The sequence below is a fragment of the Pseudomonas sp. MF6767 genome (assembly GCF_016405475.1).
Classification (GTDB): Bacteria; Pseudomonadota; Gammaproteobacteria; order Pseudomonadales; family Pseudomonadaceae; genus Aquipseudomonas; species Aquipseudomonas paracarnis.
Window position 1 is genome coordinate 21,002 of sequence record NZ_JAEKCY010000026.1, and the last position, 18,505, is coordinate 39,506.

An 18,505-nucleotide genomic window follows, 5' to 3' on the forward strand; every position below is an offset into this window, starting at 1 on the left:
ATCCAGTGGGCTGTCAGGGTAACGCGTTTTCATATGAAGCCGAGTTGATATGATCACTCCTAGGTCGTCACACTGTCCCCACAGTGTGCCCGCGCACTCAAGACCCCGGATTGCTTTACCTCATGGATTGAACAACGTCCGTCATCACGGACAGTACGGATAGTTGAGAGGCATAATGAGAGAGTCAACCAACACCATGACCTCAGGAGAGGGCGAACGCAACGCGCAACGCGGATTCGTTCAACAGTATCAATCCGGCGCAGCAGCCATCTATGCCGCGTTAGATAAAGACCAGTTGAATTGGGTTGGTCTAGCTGATCGTAGCGCAGGTATTGCTGACGATCTCGTACTAGGCCTTCCGGGAAAGGCAGTTGGTCGCCAATTCAAGACCTCCACGTTCCCCAAAGCTTTCCAGATTGAAGCCCTGCTGCTTGGCGCAGAAGGCATGTTGCTGAAGCTGGTGACCGCATGGACGAGTCTGCGCCAATCCCATGGTGAGGCCTTGACAGAAGTTCGCTTCGTTACCAACGACATACCCACCACCAATGATCACTTGTTAAGCGACAAGGACGATCACAGCGCTGCTTTCTTGCGAGAGTTCGAGCTTTACCACAGCCGCACCTTATCCGAATGGAAAGCCACCCGCTGGCAGCCCTTCATTGACAAGCTTGCGGCGGCGTCGAAACTCCCTGTCGCGGATTTCGAGACGTTCCTACATGCAGTCCATTTTCTAACGGGATCAGCCGCTGACTTCATCTTGCGCCATCGCCTGTCGTCAGAGTCGTTAAAGCTAGTCCAGCAAATTGCCTCAAAGCTCCCCGACTTGGTCGCCGATCGGCGCAATAAGGATCGTTGGAGCCGCGCCGAGCTGCTTGCAGAACTTGGCTGGAAGGATCGCTTCATCGTGCACCGCCCCCACCAGTTCCCTATTGGCGAGCACGTTCAGCGTAATCGCAAAACCGAACAACAACTTCTCGAATGCATTGACCGACTGGACCACGGATACCTGGCCCTTGTCGGCCCTCCAGGAGCTGGTAAGTCCACCCTACTCCAATCGGCACTCAGTGGCGGGCCGACGCTGCAGCTGGTGCGATACCTTGCCTACATGCCTGGCGAAGGCCAAGGCATTGGCCGCGCCGAAGCCGATAACTTCCTCGACGATCTCAACACTCAGCTTAGGCAAAGTGGCTTGGCGGGACGCTTGGCCCGCAACAACACCCTTCAAGAGCGACAGCTAGAGCTTGAGCAACTGCTGCGCCAAGCTGGAGACCGTTATCGCGATGAAGGCATCCGCACACTGATCATCGTCGATGGATTGGATCACATCCCCCGAGAAGAGCACCCTGCTCGCTCACTGCTGGCAGAGCTGCCACTCCCAGAGGCGTTGCCAGCTGGCGTATTGATCCTACTCGGAACCCAGCGACTGGAACTGACTAGCCTGAAGCATCAGGTTCGGGAACAAGCCTCCCTGGCGGATCGTAATATTCAGATCGCACCGCTCTCACCAGAAGCCGTCAGCGAGATGGCACTGAAGCTTGGGTTGGACAAAGCCGTGCCCCGACCTAGCATCTATGAGCTTTGCCAGGGACACCCTCTAGTAGCGCGGTACTTGATAGAAGCTCTGCGTCAAGCAGACGTAGCTCGTCGGGAAGCACTGTTAAACGGGGCCTTCAGCTTTGAAGGCGACATTGAGCGTGTCTACAAGGCGGCATGGCGCGAAATTTCCGATGATGCAGACGCGAGAAAGGTCATCGATTTTATTGCACGTGCTGAAGGTCCAATCCCACCCGAATTGCTGGCAGTAGCCACGTCAGAGCACGCTGTAGAAACGGCATTGAGATCGACGAGCCATCTACTCAGCCAGACCACTCACGGCTGGAGTGTGTTCCACAATAGCTTCCGCCTGTTTGTACTGGAACAACCCAAACTTCGCTTTGGGAAACTTGACCCAGACTATGCACCATCCATCTATTGCAAGCTGGCGGAGCTCGCCCGCTTTGCAGAATCCGATAACCCGCAACGCTGGCTCGAGTTGAGGTACCTGGCACGCGCCGAGCTACACCAGGACGTACTCAGGCTGGCACAGCCGCGCCGATTCAGGCATCAACTGGCAGATTCACGCCCAGCGACTGAGATCCAAGGTGACATTCGCCTGGCATTGATTTGTGCCAAGCACGAGCCAGACGCATCTGCGGTCTTTCGTCTGCTGCTCGCACGAGATGAAATGGAACGCCGCTGCTCCGCAATTGAGTACGCCCCTGCAGTTGTCGATGCGCTGCAGGCGCTCGGCGATATTGATGGAGTCCGAACGATGGCAGAGGGACAAATCGGCGACCACTACAAGGCTATTGATGTGCTTCTTGTAGCGGGCGAAATCGATAGTGCCAAGGCTCTATTCAATAAGATTGACCCCTTCTCCAAGGATTCACAGCCGTCCCCTATTCACTCAGATTTGGAAGAGTGGGCACAGCGGGTCTTCCACTTTCGGGACGCGGAACAGATAGAGACATGTTTGGCGAAGTTGACCGCCACCGAAGGCGGACACGGGCTGGACGTTGAGGACATCACCACACTTCGCTGCAACGTCGCCCGTTCGGCCATGCTCGCCGATCCTGATAGCGACCCATCGCTCACGGCAAGGCAGCTTGGTGTCAGTGACTCTGAACTGCCCTACCTGTTGATCGAAGCCGGCCTACGCGCATACGATCACCGAGAACTTGATAGAGCACACACATTTGTCGACGCAGCGCATACACATCCAAGCTTCCCAGGCATTGCTAGTGGCATGCGTAGGCAATTGGCGACCCTCGCCCTACGCCTCGGTAACGAAACAGTGTCCACCACGATTTTTGAAGGACTGGAAACTCCATCCATCGCATTAATGGATGACGCCATCGGGGAGCATAATGCGGAGAACATCACCCATGCAGTCATACAGCACGCAGCACTCGCCTCAGCACTTAGGCTACCCGTTACCAATACCGCAAAGTCGAAGAGTCCGGTACTGAGACCACTGCAGCACCATGCCAACACAATTGGCATGCTGCTGGGTCGAGCACTTACAGGTCATGAAATCACGCCAGGTGAAGTCATTCAGGCGACTCAAGCTCTGCTTGGCTTTCTCGACAATGCTCGCGCGGCGAGTTCTAGTGAATTCTATGCGACCCATCAACTGAACAACATTGATCCGATCTTGAGCCGGATGATGATTCGGATCGCCTCAATGTGTGGCGAGCAAGAATTCAAAGCAGTGGTGCAACTGTTTGACTCGTCATTTGCCAATAGAAAGGGGACCGCCAAGCAGAACATTCCTTCCCGAAGAGCGGCGATTGAAGAGATTTTTCACAGCAATGGCGATATGCAAGCAGCCTTCGATCGACTGGAAGACCTTTTGGGTGTGATCCACGGTAATACCCCTGAAGAACACATCGATCTGATCGCAGGCCTGGCAAAACTGTTCGCTGAGATGGGCAACACCGAACGCGCCCGCGAACTGTTGCAACAGCTGCATACCAACACGCTTGGCTATGCCCTGCCGGCCAAAAAAGATCCACAATACTCTTTGTGGGGAGATCTTCTAGAATGCGCCAACCATCAGGATCCTGCTGGTCGCGCGCAGCGTGTAGTCCTTATGCTAAAACAGCTTGCTGGCATGACCCTGACGGAGGGCCGTGATGCCGCTCATCGTTTGGCCTCCAGAGCGCTGTCAGAGGCGGCGTTGTGCGATTCTGCACTCGGGTATCGCGCCGCCAAAGTACTCACCTCAGAGGGGCTTTTGAGCTGGGATCGCGCTATCAATGCGCTGATGATCGGAGTAGTCCGACGAAATCCAGAATTGGCCGCGTCATGCGCGGTCACTTGGCGATCACTTGCCCTTCCTTTCTACACTGAACCGTACTACCGGGAGGATCAAACTGGCGAGTTCGTCAGCCAAGTCGTTGCCATTGCTCCAGAAACAGACCTTTCCGCGGTTGTTGGAACCCTGCTGGATGGTGTTGAGATTCACAGCACGAGCGCAGCACGAGTCAGGTTGCTTCAGCGCCTTGTCGCGGCGCTGAAGCAAAGGGGAATCAACAACGAGCGTGCCCATGATGCACTGCGTCGTTGGCAAGCTGAGACACCCATACCTCATGATAGGGGCACGCCAGGAAAGTACGATGACATTGGCTCATTGAGCCTCCTTGATGATGAGCTTAGCCGCGACAAAGCTCCGAGCTACGACTCTGCCCGCGCATTCTCGCGCCTCTTGGATACCGCAACACTGGAAGAAGCGACTGCTATTTTTGAACGCTGGCCCTCCATCCAACGCGACAGTCATGCCCGCTTCTCACTGATCGAACGAGCGCTTGCCGAAGATGACAAGACACTGGCTAGGCGTCTGGTGAATGATAGCCAGAGCCATGACGATGGTCGCCCTGGCTGGAGCTACTGGAGAGGCGCAGCGAAGCTAAAGTACTTTCGAGCACTCATTGAGCTTGATGGATCAAAGGTGCATAAAGAAGCCTACGCAGACTTGCTCGAGGAACTCATTACCGCGCCGGACAATTCATCCCCGATCCTGTTTGACAGTAAGGATGTGCTGTCGACTATCTGCGCAACGCCAAATTGGGCAGCAGTGTGGGAGCTTCTTGCCGAACAACTTGCAACGACCAGAGAGCATTCGCTCGCTCAGATTAACCTTCCAACGCAGGCCCCTGAATCTGATGAAGCACTGATTGCGGCGCTGTTCCAATGGTCCTTTTCCCTTTCTGCCATTGAACTGACAAATCTTGCCCGCGCTGGTGCCCTGCAGCTATCGAGGGCACCTCAAGGCAGGGCGGCCTTTCATTTACTGGTAGACGCCCTATTGGAAGGCAACGCGGATGAGCCAGCGGAGGCGCTTCAGCTACTTCTGCGCGACACGCACGCTACTGCGACGGATTGGGCCGAGCGGATTTCGCCGTTGGTAAATGATCCGGACTACGTAGTGGCGGTCTTTGCAGGTTGTCTTCTGGATCGTTGGGGAAATGCCTGGGCAATGACACGACAGGAGCTACCATTTTTCTATCGTTTGCAGATGCCTGCCAGCAAGGGTGAACTCGAACCCTCGTTTCTGACCGACCCCTCGTCCGGGGCGATGCGTGTGAACGACCCACTCGGATGGACAGCTGCACTCACCTCTCAAGTCGATGACCTGGCCCGAACCGGCATCTCAATGGCAACCATCCGCCATCGCTGCTACTTCCTGATCGAGTCATGGGGTGGGCTGGAGGCATTTGGCCAATCCGAGACAACACGCTTGCAATCCGGGCTGTCTAAAGTGGACATGAAGATCACCTTCTTTAGACCGCATATGCTCGCAGCGCTCAGAGCGCTTCGCCATGTTGCGGGAGAGCTTCGTCTGGCAGGACAAGTGGGGGCTCCCGCCATCCCCAATTTGCTCTATGGCATGAACTATCAAGCCGACACGCCACCGCTCATTGGTCCGACGGTGCGACCAGCCTTCATGCCACGTCCTTTCGCGCACCATGACGCAGGATGGCATTCGGGGGAGATGCAGTGGCTGGATGAGACTGAACTCGACCTTTCGCCGCTGATGGATAACGGCGACTCTGTCATTGCCGAGATATCTCATTTTTACTGCCGTTTTGTGAGACGCAACCTTGAAATGACAAGGGCAAGAGCGCCGTTCTTTGCCGACAAGGAACGCAGGGCGAGTACGGGCTACTCACTTCCCGGCGCCCTGTGGATTGAAGGAGTGTGGGCGCCTGAAGAGCCATCTCCGACTATTGTCCGTAGGGTGTCGATCAGTCGCATACCTAGTTATCCAGAGCATTTCTTGGTGCTGTGCCCTGAGTGGCTGCAGCGTCTGGAGTGGCAACATGATCCAGACAATTGGATGAACTACATTGATCAGGTCGGCGAATGCGTTGCGAAACTAATCTGGTGGCGTGATGGCGCCTCGCTGGATGTTGATCAAGATCAATTCTGGGGAGAAGGAGTCGCGCTCGTCGTTACGTCGAAGGGTCGCAAAGCTCTAGAAGACGTTGCAGGTCCTCTTGATATCTGGGTACACGCTTGTCGCTCAGTGGACGGTGATAAACCTGCCGAAAGCTACCTGAGCCGAGTCGAGCGATAACCTGCTAACTGGAATAGCCCCGTCAGAACGATGATGGGGCGTTCTTGCTCCTTTACTGCCCCAATCAATCTGTGAGTTCGTTCATAGACCACATTGGTTGCGTCTACACGCAACACGCCACACATGATGCACCCTAAAGCCATGAGCAATGGGCTTATTAGGAACTAGTACTTCGCTTTCGTGGGCTTCCTCTTGGGGACCGCAGGCTTCGATGACGCCATACACTCTGATTTGTGCTGTCCCCAAGCTTTTAGGGCGGGAAATGGGAACTCCTGACCACAGCGTGGGCACGTATGTTTTGCGCTCCAATGAACATCCATTTTTTCGCCTCAATAGTTACCATAACTCAAGAGATCGCTCGGAATGCCCCGTAGTTGCAGCTATAGGGGCGCCCACTCAGAAAATGCAATTCAGTCCTGCCATTCTGACAGACTCTTACAAAATGATGCTAATGTGCCATTCATCAGCACTGCTTAATTAAGAATTCATCTGCGCATTGAAGCGCACGACGTAATGGGGGGCACCGTCCGTTGAGTTCTATTCCCATAGCCAGCGATCGTCAGAGCGCTGTACGACTTCTCGCTTGCATTGATGCTGGCTCCACAGACGTCATCAATCAATCTTGGGGAACCGATGTCGTCGCAACGTTGCGTGCTCAGTCTCGTCTTCAGGCCTTGGATTTCTGGATGCGAAATCCCGACTATCTTGCCAACGAATTGCTCACGGAGTTTGAAGCTGGAGGCGATCCGGCATCATTAGTTCTGGCGCAAAAAATACTTGATTCCCGAGAGCCCGATCTGCGTCGTGTCCCGATGATCCGCTATCGCTTTGGTGCTTTTGAACCGTTAGACAACGCACTATCGATTCTGCGCGCTGCCGAGTTTATCAGGATCAAACGTCAAGGCTCTCCCGGCAAGGTACAAGAGCATATCTACCTGCTGACGCTTAAAGGTAGATATGCCATGAACGAGCTGTCGGAAATGGCTGAGGAGATCGCCTGGTACAGAGATAGGGCCTGCGTGGTAGCCCGGATAGCCGGTGGCGCGGGAGGTAAGGCACTGAAAGACCGCCAGTACCTTCAGGCCGAGTACGCCGACACCGCACTCAAGCACATCATCGCGCCTATCACAGATCGCGTACGACAACGTTTGGAAGCTCTTTTGCAAGGAAATGCCGCATGACCATGAGTTGGCTTGAAACGGTCGCCAATGACACCGGATTGTCGGTAACAGAGGCAGAATCCCGCCTTCAGCGGCGCGGTGTTTATGTAGATCGGCCTGTAAGGCCCACGCCCAAGATGACCGTATCCGGAATTGCATTCAAGGGCCAGAAGGTGGGAAAGGTCAGCGGCCCCATCGACTTCACCTGGGCAGACTTGAGCTCGGGTGTCTGGGCCGTCACCAGCCATGGCAGCTTAGGAAAGTCCAATCTGGTGGGTAAATCGAGTGTCCTCGAGGTCATCCTATGGTGCTTGCGCGGTGATGCCAAGGACCTACAGGAGGACGTGCGCAGTTGGCTTTCATGGGTCCAGCTCAGCTTCAACCTTGATGATCGTCATCACATCGTCGAGTTTGACGTCAATGATAAAAGACCCAATGGAGTGCTCAAGGTTATTCGCCCCAATGGCATGCCCGAAGTCATTGACCGATTTAGCAGCGATGAAGGATTTGCTGCTGCCATGTCACGATTCATGATGAGCGCTTTTGATCTTCAGTCAATTCCATCCCGCAAGAATAACGATGAAGGCGGCAGCACCGTCTCTCATGGATGGCCAGCCTTGTCTGGGGCACTCTACTTTGGAGGGGATCACAAGGCACTGCTGGGTGACGTCCTGATGGCAGGGCTGCCGGCACGCATGCTCCAACTCTACATTGGCTTGCCATGGGCAAGCACTGTCATGCAAGCAGGCACTGCCAAGAAGGAAATAGAGCAGCAGTTGGCATATGCAAGTCGCACTCACTCCGCCCGAAACGAACAGGGTAAAGAATCGAGAGGTCGAATCACGGTCCAACTTGAGCAAGCCCGCCGTGACCTAGCGTTGCTCAATAGTACAGGCATAACTGCAGAGTCCCTTGACAGGTTGACTGTAAATGCCAGGGAGCTTTCCAACCAGACACTCCAACTGGAGCAGGCAACGCTCGGCGCAGCAGTTGAGCTAGCGGCACTCAGGGGGGTAGCAGATGGCGACCAGCGAGCACTCCGCGACCTGCGAGAAAATCTAGTGACTGCAGCTTTCTTCACCGGCCTGCAGCCGAGCAGCTGTCCTCGCTGCGAGAAAGCCGTGCCCAAGGCACGGATCAAGCGGGAGAGCGTTGAGCAGAGTTGCTCGTTGTGCTCAGAGCCCATCAGCCAAGACGGACAAGACGACAGTTCAGAGCTGCTGGACGAAGCAGAGGCCCGTACAGTCGCTTCGCAAGCCGCTTATCAAGCGGCGAAGGCAATACATCGGGATCTCGAAGCCAAGACCAAGACTGCGTCGCGAAATTTTTCCCTTGCCCAAGAAACGCTAGCAAGTGCAAGTACGAGCAAAAGTTATCAGCAACAGCGGGAGGCTGAACTTCTCGTCGCACGGCTAGAGGGGGAAATGCACGCACACAGCGACCCGACCCCGTCGCCACAACCACCCGAGGATGCAGGGTTGATTGATGTTGCCCTGAAAGAGGCGAAGAAAGCCTTTGATGAAGGCAAGGTCGATCTAATGGATAAACTCAATCAGGAGATACTTCGCCTGGCAAACGAATTCGGTGCGCTCGGGCTTGAATCTATTGAGCTTGGCTCCGACGCGAAGATGGCAGTACGCAAAGGCAATCAGAAATCAGCGTTCAGCAGGCTGACTCCCGGTGAACGTCTCAGGCTGCGCATTGCTACAGCCATCGCGTTGTTACGCGTCGGCCAGAATCTGGGCGTCGGGCGCCACCCTGGCCTGCTGATCATCGACTCACCCGGCTCCGAGGAAACCAGTGAGAATGATCTGGCAAAGCTTCTGACCGAACTTCGGCGAGTAGCCAACGAAACGCAGGGCCTGCAGATTTTCATTGCGAGTGCGAACGCGCCTGCCGTACTCAAGGCGCTTGGGGAAAAGCAGTGTCGTGTGGCTCCGGAAGGCGGCTATGTCTGGTAACCAGCAGCCTTGCTTGCTGGGTGCCATAGAGCAGCACCTGCAATCCGCGACGCCACTGACGATTGCGTCGCTGGGAGGGATGGCAGCCTTGATGGCACAAGCGCAGTCGTTGGTGGAGTCGCCGTATCTTGATGTGCTCGCAGAGTTTGCAAACAGCGCGCTCCCAGATGAGTCGGCTGACATTGACAAGCTGCTGCTTCAAGGATTCGCGGAGTGTCAGGATCCTTGCGCCATACGTTCAGCGGCAGACATCGTCATCTGCAGCCCCCCCCTCCGCCAGCGTATCAGCACCCGACTTGCTAGCGTACTGGAACAACGCATCGAATCTCAGACCACAAAAAAACAGGAGCTGATAGCCGCTTACGCGCTTGAAGCATTGTTCCGCCTGGCTCTGGCATCCAGCATCTCAAAGTTCATACCGCTCAAGATCCTGGCCTGCATCAAATCCAACGCGAACAACCTGTATGCGCAGCATGCGGCAAAACTAGCTGGCGTCGCCCTGTACGCCTGGCAAGAGCCAGAGCTAGTAGTCACCTTGAACGAGTTGCGCAAGATCGAGGATGCAGAGGGTGAGGCAGCCTTTGAACTTGCACTGGTGAGCCTATCCAAGGCTCTGGATGCTGGCTCCCTTGAGGAGATCAACCAGCATCTAGAAATCACTAAGGCTCTTTTGCGAGACGCCCAGGCAGTGGACGAGGACCGAGCTGATGCTGCGGCATATGCGGCAGTCGTAGACATCATTCGAGGATTCTCTACAGGTGCACCAGCGGAGTTCATGAATGAGCGCGCTGAGTCCCTAACCAGAGCCGTTCAAGACCGGAGACTCGCTCTAGGTAATCAGCACCTTCCAGATTGGCTCATGCCTCGAGCGGATCGAGAAATCCAATGGGTACGATTGATGAGATCAGTGCAGCAAGCATGCAGAGACTTAACACGTCCAAGCTGGCTAAAGGCGAGTGCCATCATCGAAAACCTGCTAGCGGTCTTTGATGCTGACCGCACCTTCGAAACCAAAGGTGGACTAGGCCAGCTTTTGCGCCCCCGGATAGAAGCCAGCTTCGTACGGGAGCGCGGGCAGCTAGCCCTTCTTGACGATCTTCTCGCTGAGCCCGACTGGGAGCCAGGACACAAGGATACCGCACGCATCCTTCGTGCTCGCATTGCGCAACTGGAGGTCAATAATGTCGAATTGGGAAAGCCGTCGCCTAACGAAAGCTATCCGATGCTTCAGCAGTTGCTCAGAAGCCCTGAACTTCCGCCCGAGTGGTCTTCCGACGCATTGCATCGCATCGAAACAGCGCTGAATGATCGGTACGACGTATCGAATGATTTCAGCAACCCGGTGGTCCAGCGACTACTCAAGGGGCTCACATCCCACCTAGAGGCCTGTCAAGACTATTCAGGGGAGGTCCGGATCCATTTCAACGAACTCCTTGCTCAAATTGTCCTCTTCTGCAAAACCCGTCAGGATGGGGGAACCAAGGAGCTACGTGATCGAGGTAAGTATCTACGTGATCCAGCGGCAACAGAGTTCCAGCTGCAGCAAGATCTTTGGCAGTGGCTGTCTGGCAACTATCGAAGCTGTGAAATCCTGGACGAAGTAGAAGGTGTTGCAACAGGGCGGGCGGATCTCTATGCCGGATTCGGTGGCCATAGGCTCGTCATCGAGATGAAGCGCCATCATGGACATCTGGACCGAGCGGCTGCGAGAACCTACTGCGATCAAGCCGCTAGCTACCAAAATACGAACGTGAAACTTGGCTTTCTGGGCGTCTTGGAGATTGTGGATCGCAAGGGTCCACCGCCCAGCCTGGAGGAGTGTATCTGGTACGATTCCGTCCTCCCCACAAACAGCAGCATTGTGCGTCACCTTGTTGTTTTCAGAGTGCCAGGAAATCTCAAATCACCTTCGTCGATGTCCCTGAAGACGACCAAACCTAGAAAGAGAGCTGCAAGCCAGTAGCAATGGAAGCAGTGCGCCTACCGTCCTCATCGCAGTACCTTCGGATCACATAGCAGTCGACAGAGAGCTATCTTTCAGAGAAAGATACTTCACCGCCACCCTCCCCTGATGCAACACACTCTCGACCACGGTTACTAGGACAACCCACGACTTCAAAACTTCATCCGCGCTGCCCAGTCCGGCATCATCCACAATTGCGGATCAACATATTGATCATTGGTTTAGGTTGCATCCCTACGTCCCTCAAGTCTTATTTAATCAGGGCAAAGACCTTGGCCAGTTAGCACCTATCGCTGAGAGCGCCATGCTCTACGGCTCCGGGAATCGAATGAGCCCGAGGCTCAACTCAAAATTTCAACAAAGGGATTCTTGTCAACGATCGCGGCCTGCGATTTTCTCCTCAGCATTACCGTAAGATCGCCCTGACGTTGGAGCAGTAACACAAATTCTCGCAAGGAGCATAGGAAGACAGTCTTAAGGTTTAGTACGTCCCTGCATTCAGAAATCACTGCATCCGTGTACCCATTGGCAGCGATGAAAACTCCGTGAACTGCGCATTCCACGCCATCCGGCCACCCAGCCCACCAACATCCGGCCACCTATTCCACGCTCATCCGGCCGGGCAGTCGGAGCGCGGCGACGCAGGTTTGCATTGTTAGTCTGAAGTCCCTGCCGTCGTCAATTTCGTTGCGCGCCTGCGCATCGATTCGCCCTTCAGTTCGATCCGATAAGCGTTATGCACCAGCCGGTCGAGGATCGCATCGCCCAAGGTCGGATCGCCGATCAGTGCATGCCATTTGTCCACCGGCATCTGGCTGGTCACCAGCGTCGAGCGGTTGCCGTATCGGTCGTCCAGCAGTTCGAGCATGTCGCGGCGTTGCACAGCGGTAAACGGTGCCAGTCCCCAGTCATCCAGGATCAGCAGGTCAGTCTTGGCGTATCCGGCCATTAGCTTGGCGAAGCGGCCGTCGCCGTGTGCCAGGCCCAGTTCTTCCATCAAGCGCGGCAGGCGCAGATAACGCACGCTGTAACCGTCGCGGCAGGCCTTGTGCGCCAGCGCGCAGGCGAGCCAGGTTTTGCCTACGCCAGTCGGGCCGCCGATGATCAGGTTCAGGCCGTCGCGCAGCCACTGGCCGCTGCCCAGTTGCAGGATCAGCGCCTTGTCCAGGCCACGAGGGCTGCGGTAATCGATGTCTTCCAGGCAGGCGTTATGGCGTAGTCGTGTGGCTTTGAGACGCGTACTCAGGCGCGCATCTTCACGCTCGGTCAGCTCGCGGTCGACCATCAGGCCGAGGCGTTCGTCGAAGCTGAGATCGTTGATGTCAGGCGTTGCGTGTTGTTCGCCAAGCGCCTTGATCATGCCGTGCAGGCGCAGGGTTTGTAGCTTGTCGAGTGTCGGATTGGGCAGCATGTTCGTGCTCCTTCTTCAGGTCAGTGGTAGTAGCCAGGGCCGCGCAGGTTGATGTGTTCGTCGGGCAGTAACGGCAGGTTTTGCTGGGCCAGCGGTAGTCGCTCCAGGCCTTGGCGCAGGATCGATTCGAGGCTTTTATAGCTACATGCGCCCAGTGCCAGCGCACGCTGGCAAGCAGCTTCCAGCCGCGCTTCGCCGTGCTGCTTGCTCAGGCGCAGGATGCCCAGGCAGGCGCGGAAGCCATGCTGCGGGTGGATTCGGCGTTCGAGGATGTGGGCGATAACGCCAGCGGTGTTCGGCCCGGTCTGCTCAGCCCAGCGGATCAGCCGCTGGGGCGTCCACTCGGCGTGTTCGCGGTGACTTTTGGGCATGTGCTCGGTGTGGGTGGTGTGGCGGCCTTTGTGCGGCGAGCGCAGATGGCTGGCCACGCGCTGGTTGGCGTGGAAGCACTCGACGGTCTGCGCGGTCAGGCGTACTTCGAGTTGGTGTTTCACCAGTTGGTACGGCACGGAGTAAAAATGGCCGTCGACTTCGACGTGGTAGTCGATGTGGACTCGCACCTTTTTCCATTCGGCGTAGACATACGGATGTTCTGGTAGCGGTTGCAGCGCGGGTTGGTCGATGGTCTCGAAGGCCGAGCGGCGTGAGCCGGGCAGTTTCTTGAAGGGCTTCTGATTGAGGCGATCCAGCAGCAACGCGATGGCTGTGTTGAGTTCGCCCAAGGAGAAGAACTGGCGGTTGCGCAGCACCGCCAGTATCCACCGCTCGACGACCTGTACGCCGACTTCAACCTTGGCTTTGTCCTTGGGTTTACGCGAGCGCGCGGGCAGCACGGCTACGCCGTAATGCTCGGCGAGATCGCGGTAACTGGGGTTGATATCCGGCTCGTAGCGATGCGCCTTGGTCACGCCACTGCGCAGATTGTCGGGCACCAGGATCTGTGCGGTGCCGCCGAAAAAAGCAAAACAGCGGGCGTGTGAGCCCAGCCAGTCGGGCAGTTTCTGCGACCAGGTGGCTTCGGCGAAGGTGTAGCTGGAGGCGCCCAGCACGGCGACGAAGATCTGTGTTTGGCGAATTTCGCCGGTCTGCCGGTCGATGACTGGCACCGTTTGGCCGGCATAGTCGACGAACAGCTTTTCACCTGCACGATGTTCCTGGCGCATGACCACGTCGACCTTGGCGGCCCAGAGCCGGTAGTGCTCGCAGAACCAGCTGTATTGGAAGCCCTGCGGATGGGCGAGTCGATATTCTTGCCAAAGCAGGGCCAGGGTTACGCCGGGGCGGCGCAACTCTGCGTGGACATGAGTCCAGTCCGGCATCGGACGTTGATCGCTGGGGACGTCGGGTGGTGGCGGAAAAAGACGCTGCTGCAACTGCGCCTCGCTCGCCGCACACGGCCAAGTCAGCCCGCTGGCAGCAAAGCGATTGAGGTACTCACCGATAGTTGCGCGACCCACCTGCAAGCTGACAGCGATCTGGCGAGCAGATAGGCCGACCTCAAACTTGAGACGTAGCACTTCCTTAATTTTACGCATGGATAACCGCTCCACGACGACCTCTCTGCTTCGATAAAAGAGGTCGATGGTAGTGAATTAATCCTGCGTTGCTGCCTGCCTTAAGGGTGGCCGGATGAGCGTGGAATGAGTGGCCGGATCACCGTGGAATCAGTGGCCGGATGTTCATGGAATAGGTGGCCGGATGGCCGTGGAATCCGCACCGTGAACATCTGATCTCGTAAAAATACGGCAGATGTGCTGAGCGAAATCCCCCTTACCTATAGGTGCATTCAGCCATTTCATCTCGACAAGATGGATCACACCGTTTAGGTCTATGACCCCGTCAATCTGCTCTACAGTTGTCCCCGTTTCCGGGGATTTACGACGAAAATCTTCATGCAGCAAAATGCCGTAGGCTCTGAACAAGTCATTGAGCACACCTTCAAGAAGTTTTCCGCGCTCGTGGGGCTTATCGTCCATAGAAAACAGCGCTCCGAGTCGACTACTGATCTCGTCGACCTTTGTGCGGCGAGCAGTAACAGCAGCCATTTCAGTACGCTGACGAACAAGCACCTGATCGCGCTGTGCCTCTCGTTCCTGTTTCATTCGGGTGAACGAATCTTTGACGTTGACCGTTTTAGAGAGCTCAGATACTAGACCTTTTGCCTTGAGCCGATCCGCATCCCAGCAGCTCTCAAAACTGTCGAACTCTGTAACTCTCTTGATTAGTTCACGACGGGCTCGTAAACCGCTGTCACAACGTGCGTTGATCCTTGTAAGAATATTCCGGGCGATTTCAAATTTACTGATCGAATCTCTGGCGGTGCGCACCATCCGATCAACCTCAGCAAGGTCTTCAGGTGCAACGCCTGCTCCTTGGAAGAAGCCTATAACGTCCCGTTTACTGCGACACAGCAACGGTATCGTGTCGACCAACAGATTGAATATCTCTGGAGGATAGTGAAACTGCTCTGCCATCGCCGTCGTCCTCACTTGTCCCTGTCACAGCGGATCTTGAATAGGCTCGCATTGCGTGACTTTTAATCCTAGTTTAAAGACCAAGATGGTGTCAGCTCATGTCAGCATACTGACAAGCGGACAACCTCACGGCGCTCCCTTGCAGTGGGCACAGATGCCTGACTATGTGCCGAGTTTTTACTCAGACCTTGACGCCAACCTTCCATTGAATTGCTACGCGGAATCCCTTTTTATCGATGCGAGGGAGGAGGCGCAACACAGGATCCAGCTTTTCAGTGCTGCCGTCGTGTAGCCATCTCTACTTCCCGGCCGACCACTGTCGGGAGCATCACACTAACCTGCACGGCAGTTCGATAGTGCAAGACGTAGCCCAACTGCCCAGCGCGCCAAGGACTTGGCCAATACACGTTCGACAACACCCATACTGTATAGGCTGACCGCCAATGCTGGATCATCTTTGCGGCAGTTCGTCAGCGAACCTTTTGCGGCGGCCCAGCCCCCACCAACCAGCGGCACCCAAGGCCTCCATTGTCGCTGTACGCCATCGGGGCAACTCTGCACGTTATTATGTTTCTGATAGTCAAATGCTCAAGCTGAATCATCGGCCGGGCGGTAAAGGGACGAGCTCTGGCGTGGCCGAGCAGACTACCAGCCGCGCTGAACCACGTGTCATGGCGACGTAAAGGTGTTTGGCGTCCATTGTCTCTGGAGTCGGTATGACCGCTACTTCAGCCTCCAATCCCTTCAGCAACAAAGTACTACCGATAGAACGACGCGCCAGAGGTCGGCTTTCATGCCGGTTGCGTTCGCGCTCTCGAATGGTGGCTTCGGCAAAGGAACAACCACCGCCCGCCGCAATCTGCATCGCGCGGATGCAGCCACGCAGGATTTCAGGCCGAAAGACGCGTGCATTATCCTGACGCGTCAAGGCGCGGAGTGCGTTCTCGGCCAGAGGGAAACTCGGGCCCGCCGCGAAAGCCAATAGCGCTGCCTCCGCAAGTGTTGGGGGATTGCGTGCGGTGCCACGCAAGAGGCTTTCAAGCCGCGCCAACAAGGCAGCCACACCGACCTGGGTCATTAGTTCGCCCGCGAAATGGACCAGCCGTGTTAATGCATCCGCCGCGCCCAGGTTGAAGAGCAGACCGAAGGTAGTAAGGTCGGCCCAGTCCACCGGCTCTACGGCGGTAGCGCCTGGTGTCTGGCTGGCCATCTGCCGACGCCCCCGCGGGTTACGGCTGTCGCCAATCACCAACACCTGCCCCCATGCGGTCACCGCCGCGGTCCTCGCGGCTACCAGCCGTTGATGGTCGACCGTACCGACGAGTAACTGAACCCAAGTGACCTCAGCGGGAGCCTGACGCAGGTCTATATTGCCACCTGCGGACAGGACATGCCGACAATGCAGAAGCCACTGGCCAAGGGCTGCGGTGCCGGCATTAATCCAGCGCCATGGGTGGCTGAGTTCCCCGATAAGTGGAAACTGAGGTAACACGTGCGCATTCCAGTCCACCAGCTGGTTGCCGCCAAAGCCAAAGATGGCCTGCATCGGGTCGCCGAGCACACAGGTGGGCAGCGTAGCGGCGATCGCTGTGACTAGGGCGTGCTGAACCAGGTTGCAATCCTGGTATTCATCGACGATGAGATGCACGTACGACGCCGCCAGGGTCTCGTTCAGATGTCCTCCCTGTACCAGTTGGCAAGCGGCCTGCCTAATTGCGGGATAGTCGGTGCCCGGACTCCTGAGCTGGAGGATGCCAGGAGAAATCCCGCTCCGCTCAGGGAAGGTGCCTACCAAACGCATGGCGAACCCGTCTAGGGTTGTGATGCGGTAAGCGGAAGAAGGAACGTTACCGCGCTGCATACGCAGCCGCAGTGTGGACACGCCCGCGTTGGTGTGGGTAAGGATTAGAACAGGCTTGGCGCCAGCATGCTGGATCAGCGTATCAGCGATGATTTGAGTCTTGCCACAGCCCGCCGGGGCCGTGATGGTGCCACGACGAAAAGCAAACAGATCGTACTCAAGCGGCATGGGCCCACCTGTAAAGCCGCTCGATAAGGCCGATGAATCCGGCATCCGAAACATGCAGATGAGGGCCAACAATATCTCGCGCCAAGGCCTCAAACTTAGTCACCGACTTGAACCAACCGTTCTTCCGATAGCGTGAGGTCACGGCAAGGATTTGCCGAATCTCTGGGGGATACGCAATCCCCTGTTGCCGCTGCAGCCGAATGCCCGCGAGCGTGACCTGGCCGTTCGACTGGGTCTGGAGGTGTGCCGAAACCAGTTCTTCATCGAGCAGATCGACAGCGCGTTGAAGCAGCAAGTCCACCGCGGTATCGGGCAGGCTGAGGAACAGCTCGTCCTCCAAAGCGCGGCCCTGCCTCCAGGTGATGAACTCTCCGCCTAGGGCTTCGTACTCTTGTACGGTCGCGGGCGTTGGCGGCTTGTCTGCATCTACCAGCACCAGGACGCGGTAGCCCAGTTTTCGGAGCGCGATTCCGCGAACAAAGCATCTGTCAGGCTCGCCTCCACCTACGTTGACATAGGCAGTCCCCGCAGCCAACATCGAGCGCCCGTTGGCAAGAGTCCAACATTGGTCTAGCCCACGAATAAGCCCTACCTCGCTTGCACCTTCACAGACGATCACGCTGCGGGCGAGAAATGCCTCGGGGTCAAGTCGGATAGTACTTTGCACGTCATCGGCGATACCTACCAGTTGGACTAGATGCGCACCGTCCAATCTTTTTCGGACCACGAATATCTGGTCTCCACTGAGTTCTCGTACGGCAACCGGCGAGTGTGTCGTCAGGAAAGCCTGTAGCGGTGGCGGATTTTCCTTCGCACCGAGGGAGTCGAGCAGCCTGACAAGCCGGTGCGGTTCCAGGCCATATTCCACCTCGTCCACCAGGGCTATGGATGCGCGCTGCGCCGCGGCTGTGGGATGCAAATAAAGTTTCATCCTAACCCTAAAAACAGAGAGAAACGTCGCGCGCTCTCCTATTCATAAAAAATCCCTTTTATATCAGTATGTTGTGAGCACTTACACCCGAGACTGGATCGTTTTGCCTTTCATGGGAGAATGATTAAGGGCGCTAAAGTATCATCCTAATTTTCGCCCAGGCTCGAAAAATACGGTAAATGGTGAAAATAAAGATTCATCCTTTTCCGATGTTGCCCGTTCCAACACGTAAGCAGTCAGTCAGAAAAAACACATAGATCCAATCCCTAGCGAGCATTGAGCTCTCTCATCCGTGCCAACTGCTCCAACCCTTGGACGCCCTAAATGCTTACCCAAAAAAATCAACACCTTCTTTTAAAAACACAATCAAAAATGACACCCTTATATCCATTTAACCTAAACAGCCTTCCCCCCACTGCACTAGCTAGGGCTCGTAGTTCGGCGCAAGGCTGAAGTCG

9 protein-coding genes are annotated in these 18,505 nt (G+C 56.1%); 4 read left to right on the forward strand and 5 right to left on the reverse strand.

The features are described 5' to 3' along the window. Positions 1–175: 175 nt before the first annotated feature. The 4 genes from JFT58_RS26870 to JFT58_RS26885 all read left to right on the forward strand — a co-directional run bounded on the left by JFT58_RS26870 (position 176) and on the right by JFT58_RS26885 (position 11,202). Complete coding sequence (locus JFT58_RS26870; RefSeq protein WP_198834785.1) at positions 176–6,118, forward strand: AAA family ATPase; 5,943 nt, start codon at positions 176–178, stop codon at positions 6,116–6,118. 530 nt (positions 6,119–6,648) lie between these two features. After that, entirely contained in the window at positions 6,649–7,299 is a 651-nt protein-coding gene (locus JFT58_RS26875) for a hypothetical protein (RefSeq protein WP_034113479.1), read from the forward strand. Next, positions 7,296–9,239 carry a hypothetical protein gene (locus JFT58_RS26880; RefSeq protein ID WP_010567744.1) on the forward strand — a complete coding sequence of 648 codons (1,944 nt, stop codon included), beginning with the start codon at positions 7,296–7,298 and terminating at the stop codon, positions 9,237–9,239. Before JFT58_RS26875 ends, JFT58_RS26880 begins: the two co-directional genes overlap by 4 nt. Continuing rightward, the gene (locus JFT58_RS26885) at positions 9,229–11,202 is read left to right on the forward strand and encodes a hypothetical protein (protein ID WP_034113481.1); all 1,974 of its coding nucleotides are present in this window, start codon (positions 9,229–9,231) and stop codon (positions 11,200–11,202) included. Before JFT58_RS26880 ends, JFT58_RS26885 begins: the two co-directional genes overlap by 11 nt. 655 nt (positions 11,203–11,857) lie before the next feature. Here JFT58_RS26885 and istB read toward each other — a convergent pair. The 5 genes from istB to JFT58_RS26910 all read right to left on the reverse strand — a co-directional run bounded on the left by istB (position 11,858) and on the right by JFT58_RS26910 (position 18,047). Continuing rightward, entirely contained in the window at positions 11,858–12,613 is a 756-nt protein-coding gene (gene istB, locus JFT58_RS26890; RefSeq protein ID WP_198834786.1) for an IS21-like element ISPsy14 family helper ATPase IstB, read from the reverse strand. A 20-nt stretch (positions 12,614–12,633) separates the two neighbouring features. Then, on the reverse strand, positions 12,634–14,148 hold the full coding sequence (istA, locus tag JFT58_RS26895; protein WP_138726176.1) for an IS21 family transposase: 1,515 nt from the start codon (positions 14,146–14,148) through the stop codon (positions 12,634–12,636). A 144-nt stretch (positions 14,149–14,292) separates the two neighbouring features. Further along, positions 14,293–15,087: a restriction endonuclease gene (locus JFT58_RS26900; protein WP_198834787.1), complete on the reverse strand. Its 795-nt coding sequence runs from the start codon at positions 15,085–15,087 to the stop codon at positions 14,293–14,295. 598 nt (positions 15,088–15,685) lie between these two features. Further along, positions 15,686–17,116 carry a UvrD-helicase domain-containing protein gene (locus JFT58_RS26905; RefSeq protein ID WP_047292944.1) on the reverse strand — a complete coding sequence of 477 codons (1,431 nt, stop codon included), beginning with the start codon at positions 17,114–17,116 and terminating at the stop codon, positions 15,686–15,688. After that, a complete protein-coding gene (locus tag JFT58_RS26910; protein WP_139048383.1) occupies positions 17,106–18,047 on the reverse strand; it encodes an ATP-dependent nuclease in 942 nt (313 codons plus the stop codon). Before JFT58_RS26910 ends, JFT58_RS26905 begins: the two co-directional genes overlap by 11 nt. Between the last annotated feature and the right edge of the window lie 458 nt (positions 18,048–18,505).

Bases quoted from the DNA above. Each gene is read 5' to 3' on its own strand.
- JFT58_RS26870 (WP_198834785.1), top strand. From the start codon at position 176: ATGAGAGAGTCAACCAACACCATGACCTCAGGAGAGGGCGAACGCAAC.
- JFT58_RS26880 (WP_010567744.1), top strand. From the start codon at position 7,296: ATGACCATGAGTTGGCTTGAAACGGTCGCCAATGACACCGGATTGTCG.
- JFT58_RS26885 (WP_034113481.1), top strand. From the start codon at position 9,229: ATGTCTGGTAACCAGCAGCCTTGCTTGCTGGGTGCCATAGAGCAGCAC.
- istB (WP_198834786.1), bottom strand. From the start codon at position 12,613: ATGCTGCCCAATCCGACACTCGACAAGCTACAAACCCTGCGCCTGCAC.
- istA (WP_138726176.1), bottom strand. From the start codon at position 14,148: ATGCGTAAAATTAAGGAAGTGCTACGTCTCAAGTTTGAGGTCGGCCTA.
- JFT58_RS26900 (WP_198834787.1), bottom strand. From the start codon at position 15,087: ATGGCAGAGCAGTTTCACTATCCTCCAGAGATATTCAATCTGTTGGTC.
- JFT58_RS26905 (WP_047292944.1), bottom strand. From the start codon at position 17,116: ATGCCGCTTGAGTACGATCTGTTTGCTTTTCGTCGTGGCACCATCACG.
- JFT58_RS26910 (WP_139048383.1), bottom strand. From the start codon at position 18,047: ATGAAACTTTATTTGCATCCCACAGCCGCGGCGCAGCGCGCATCCATA.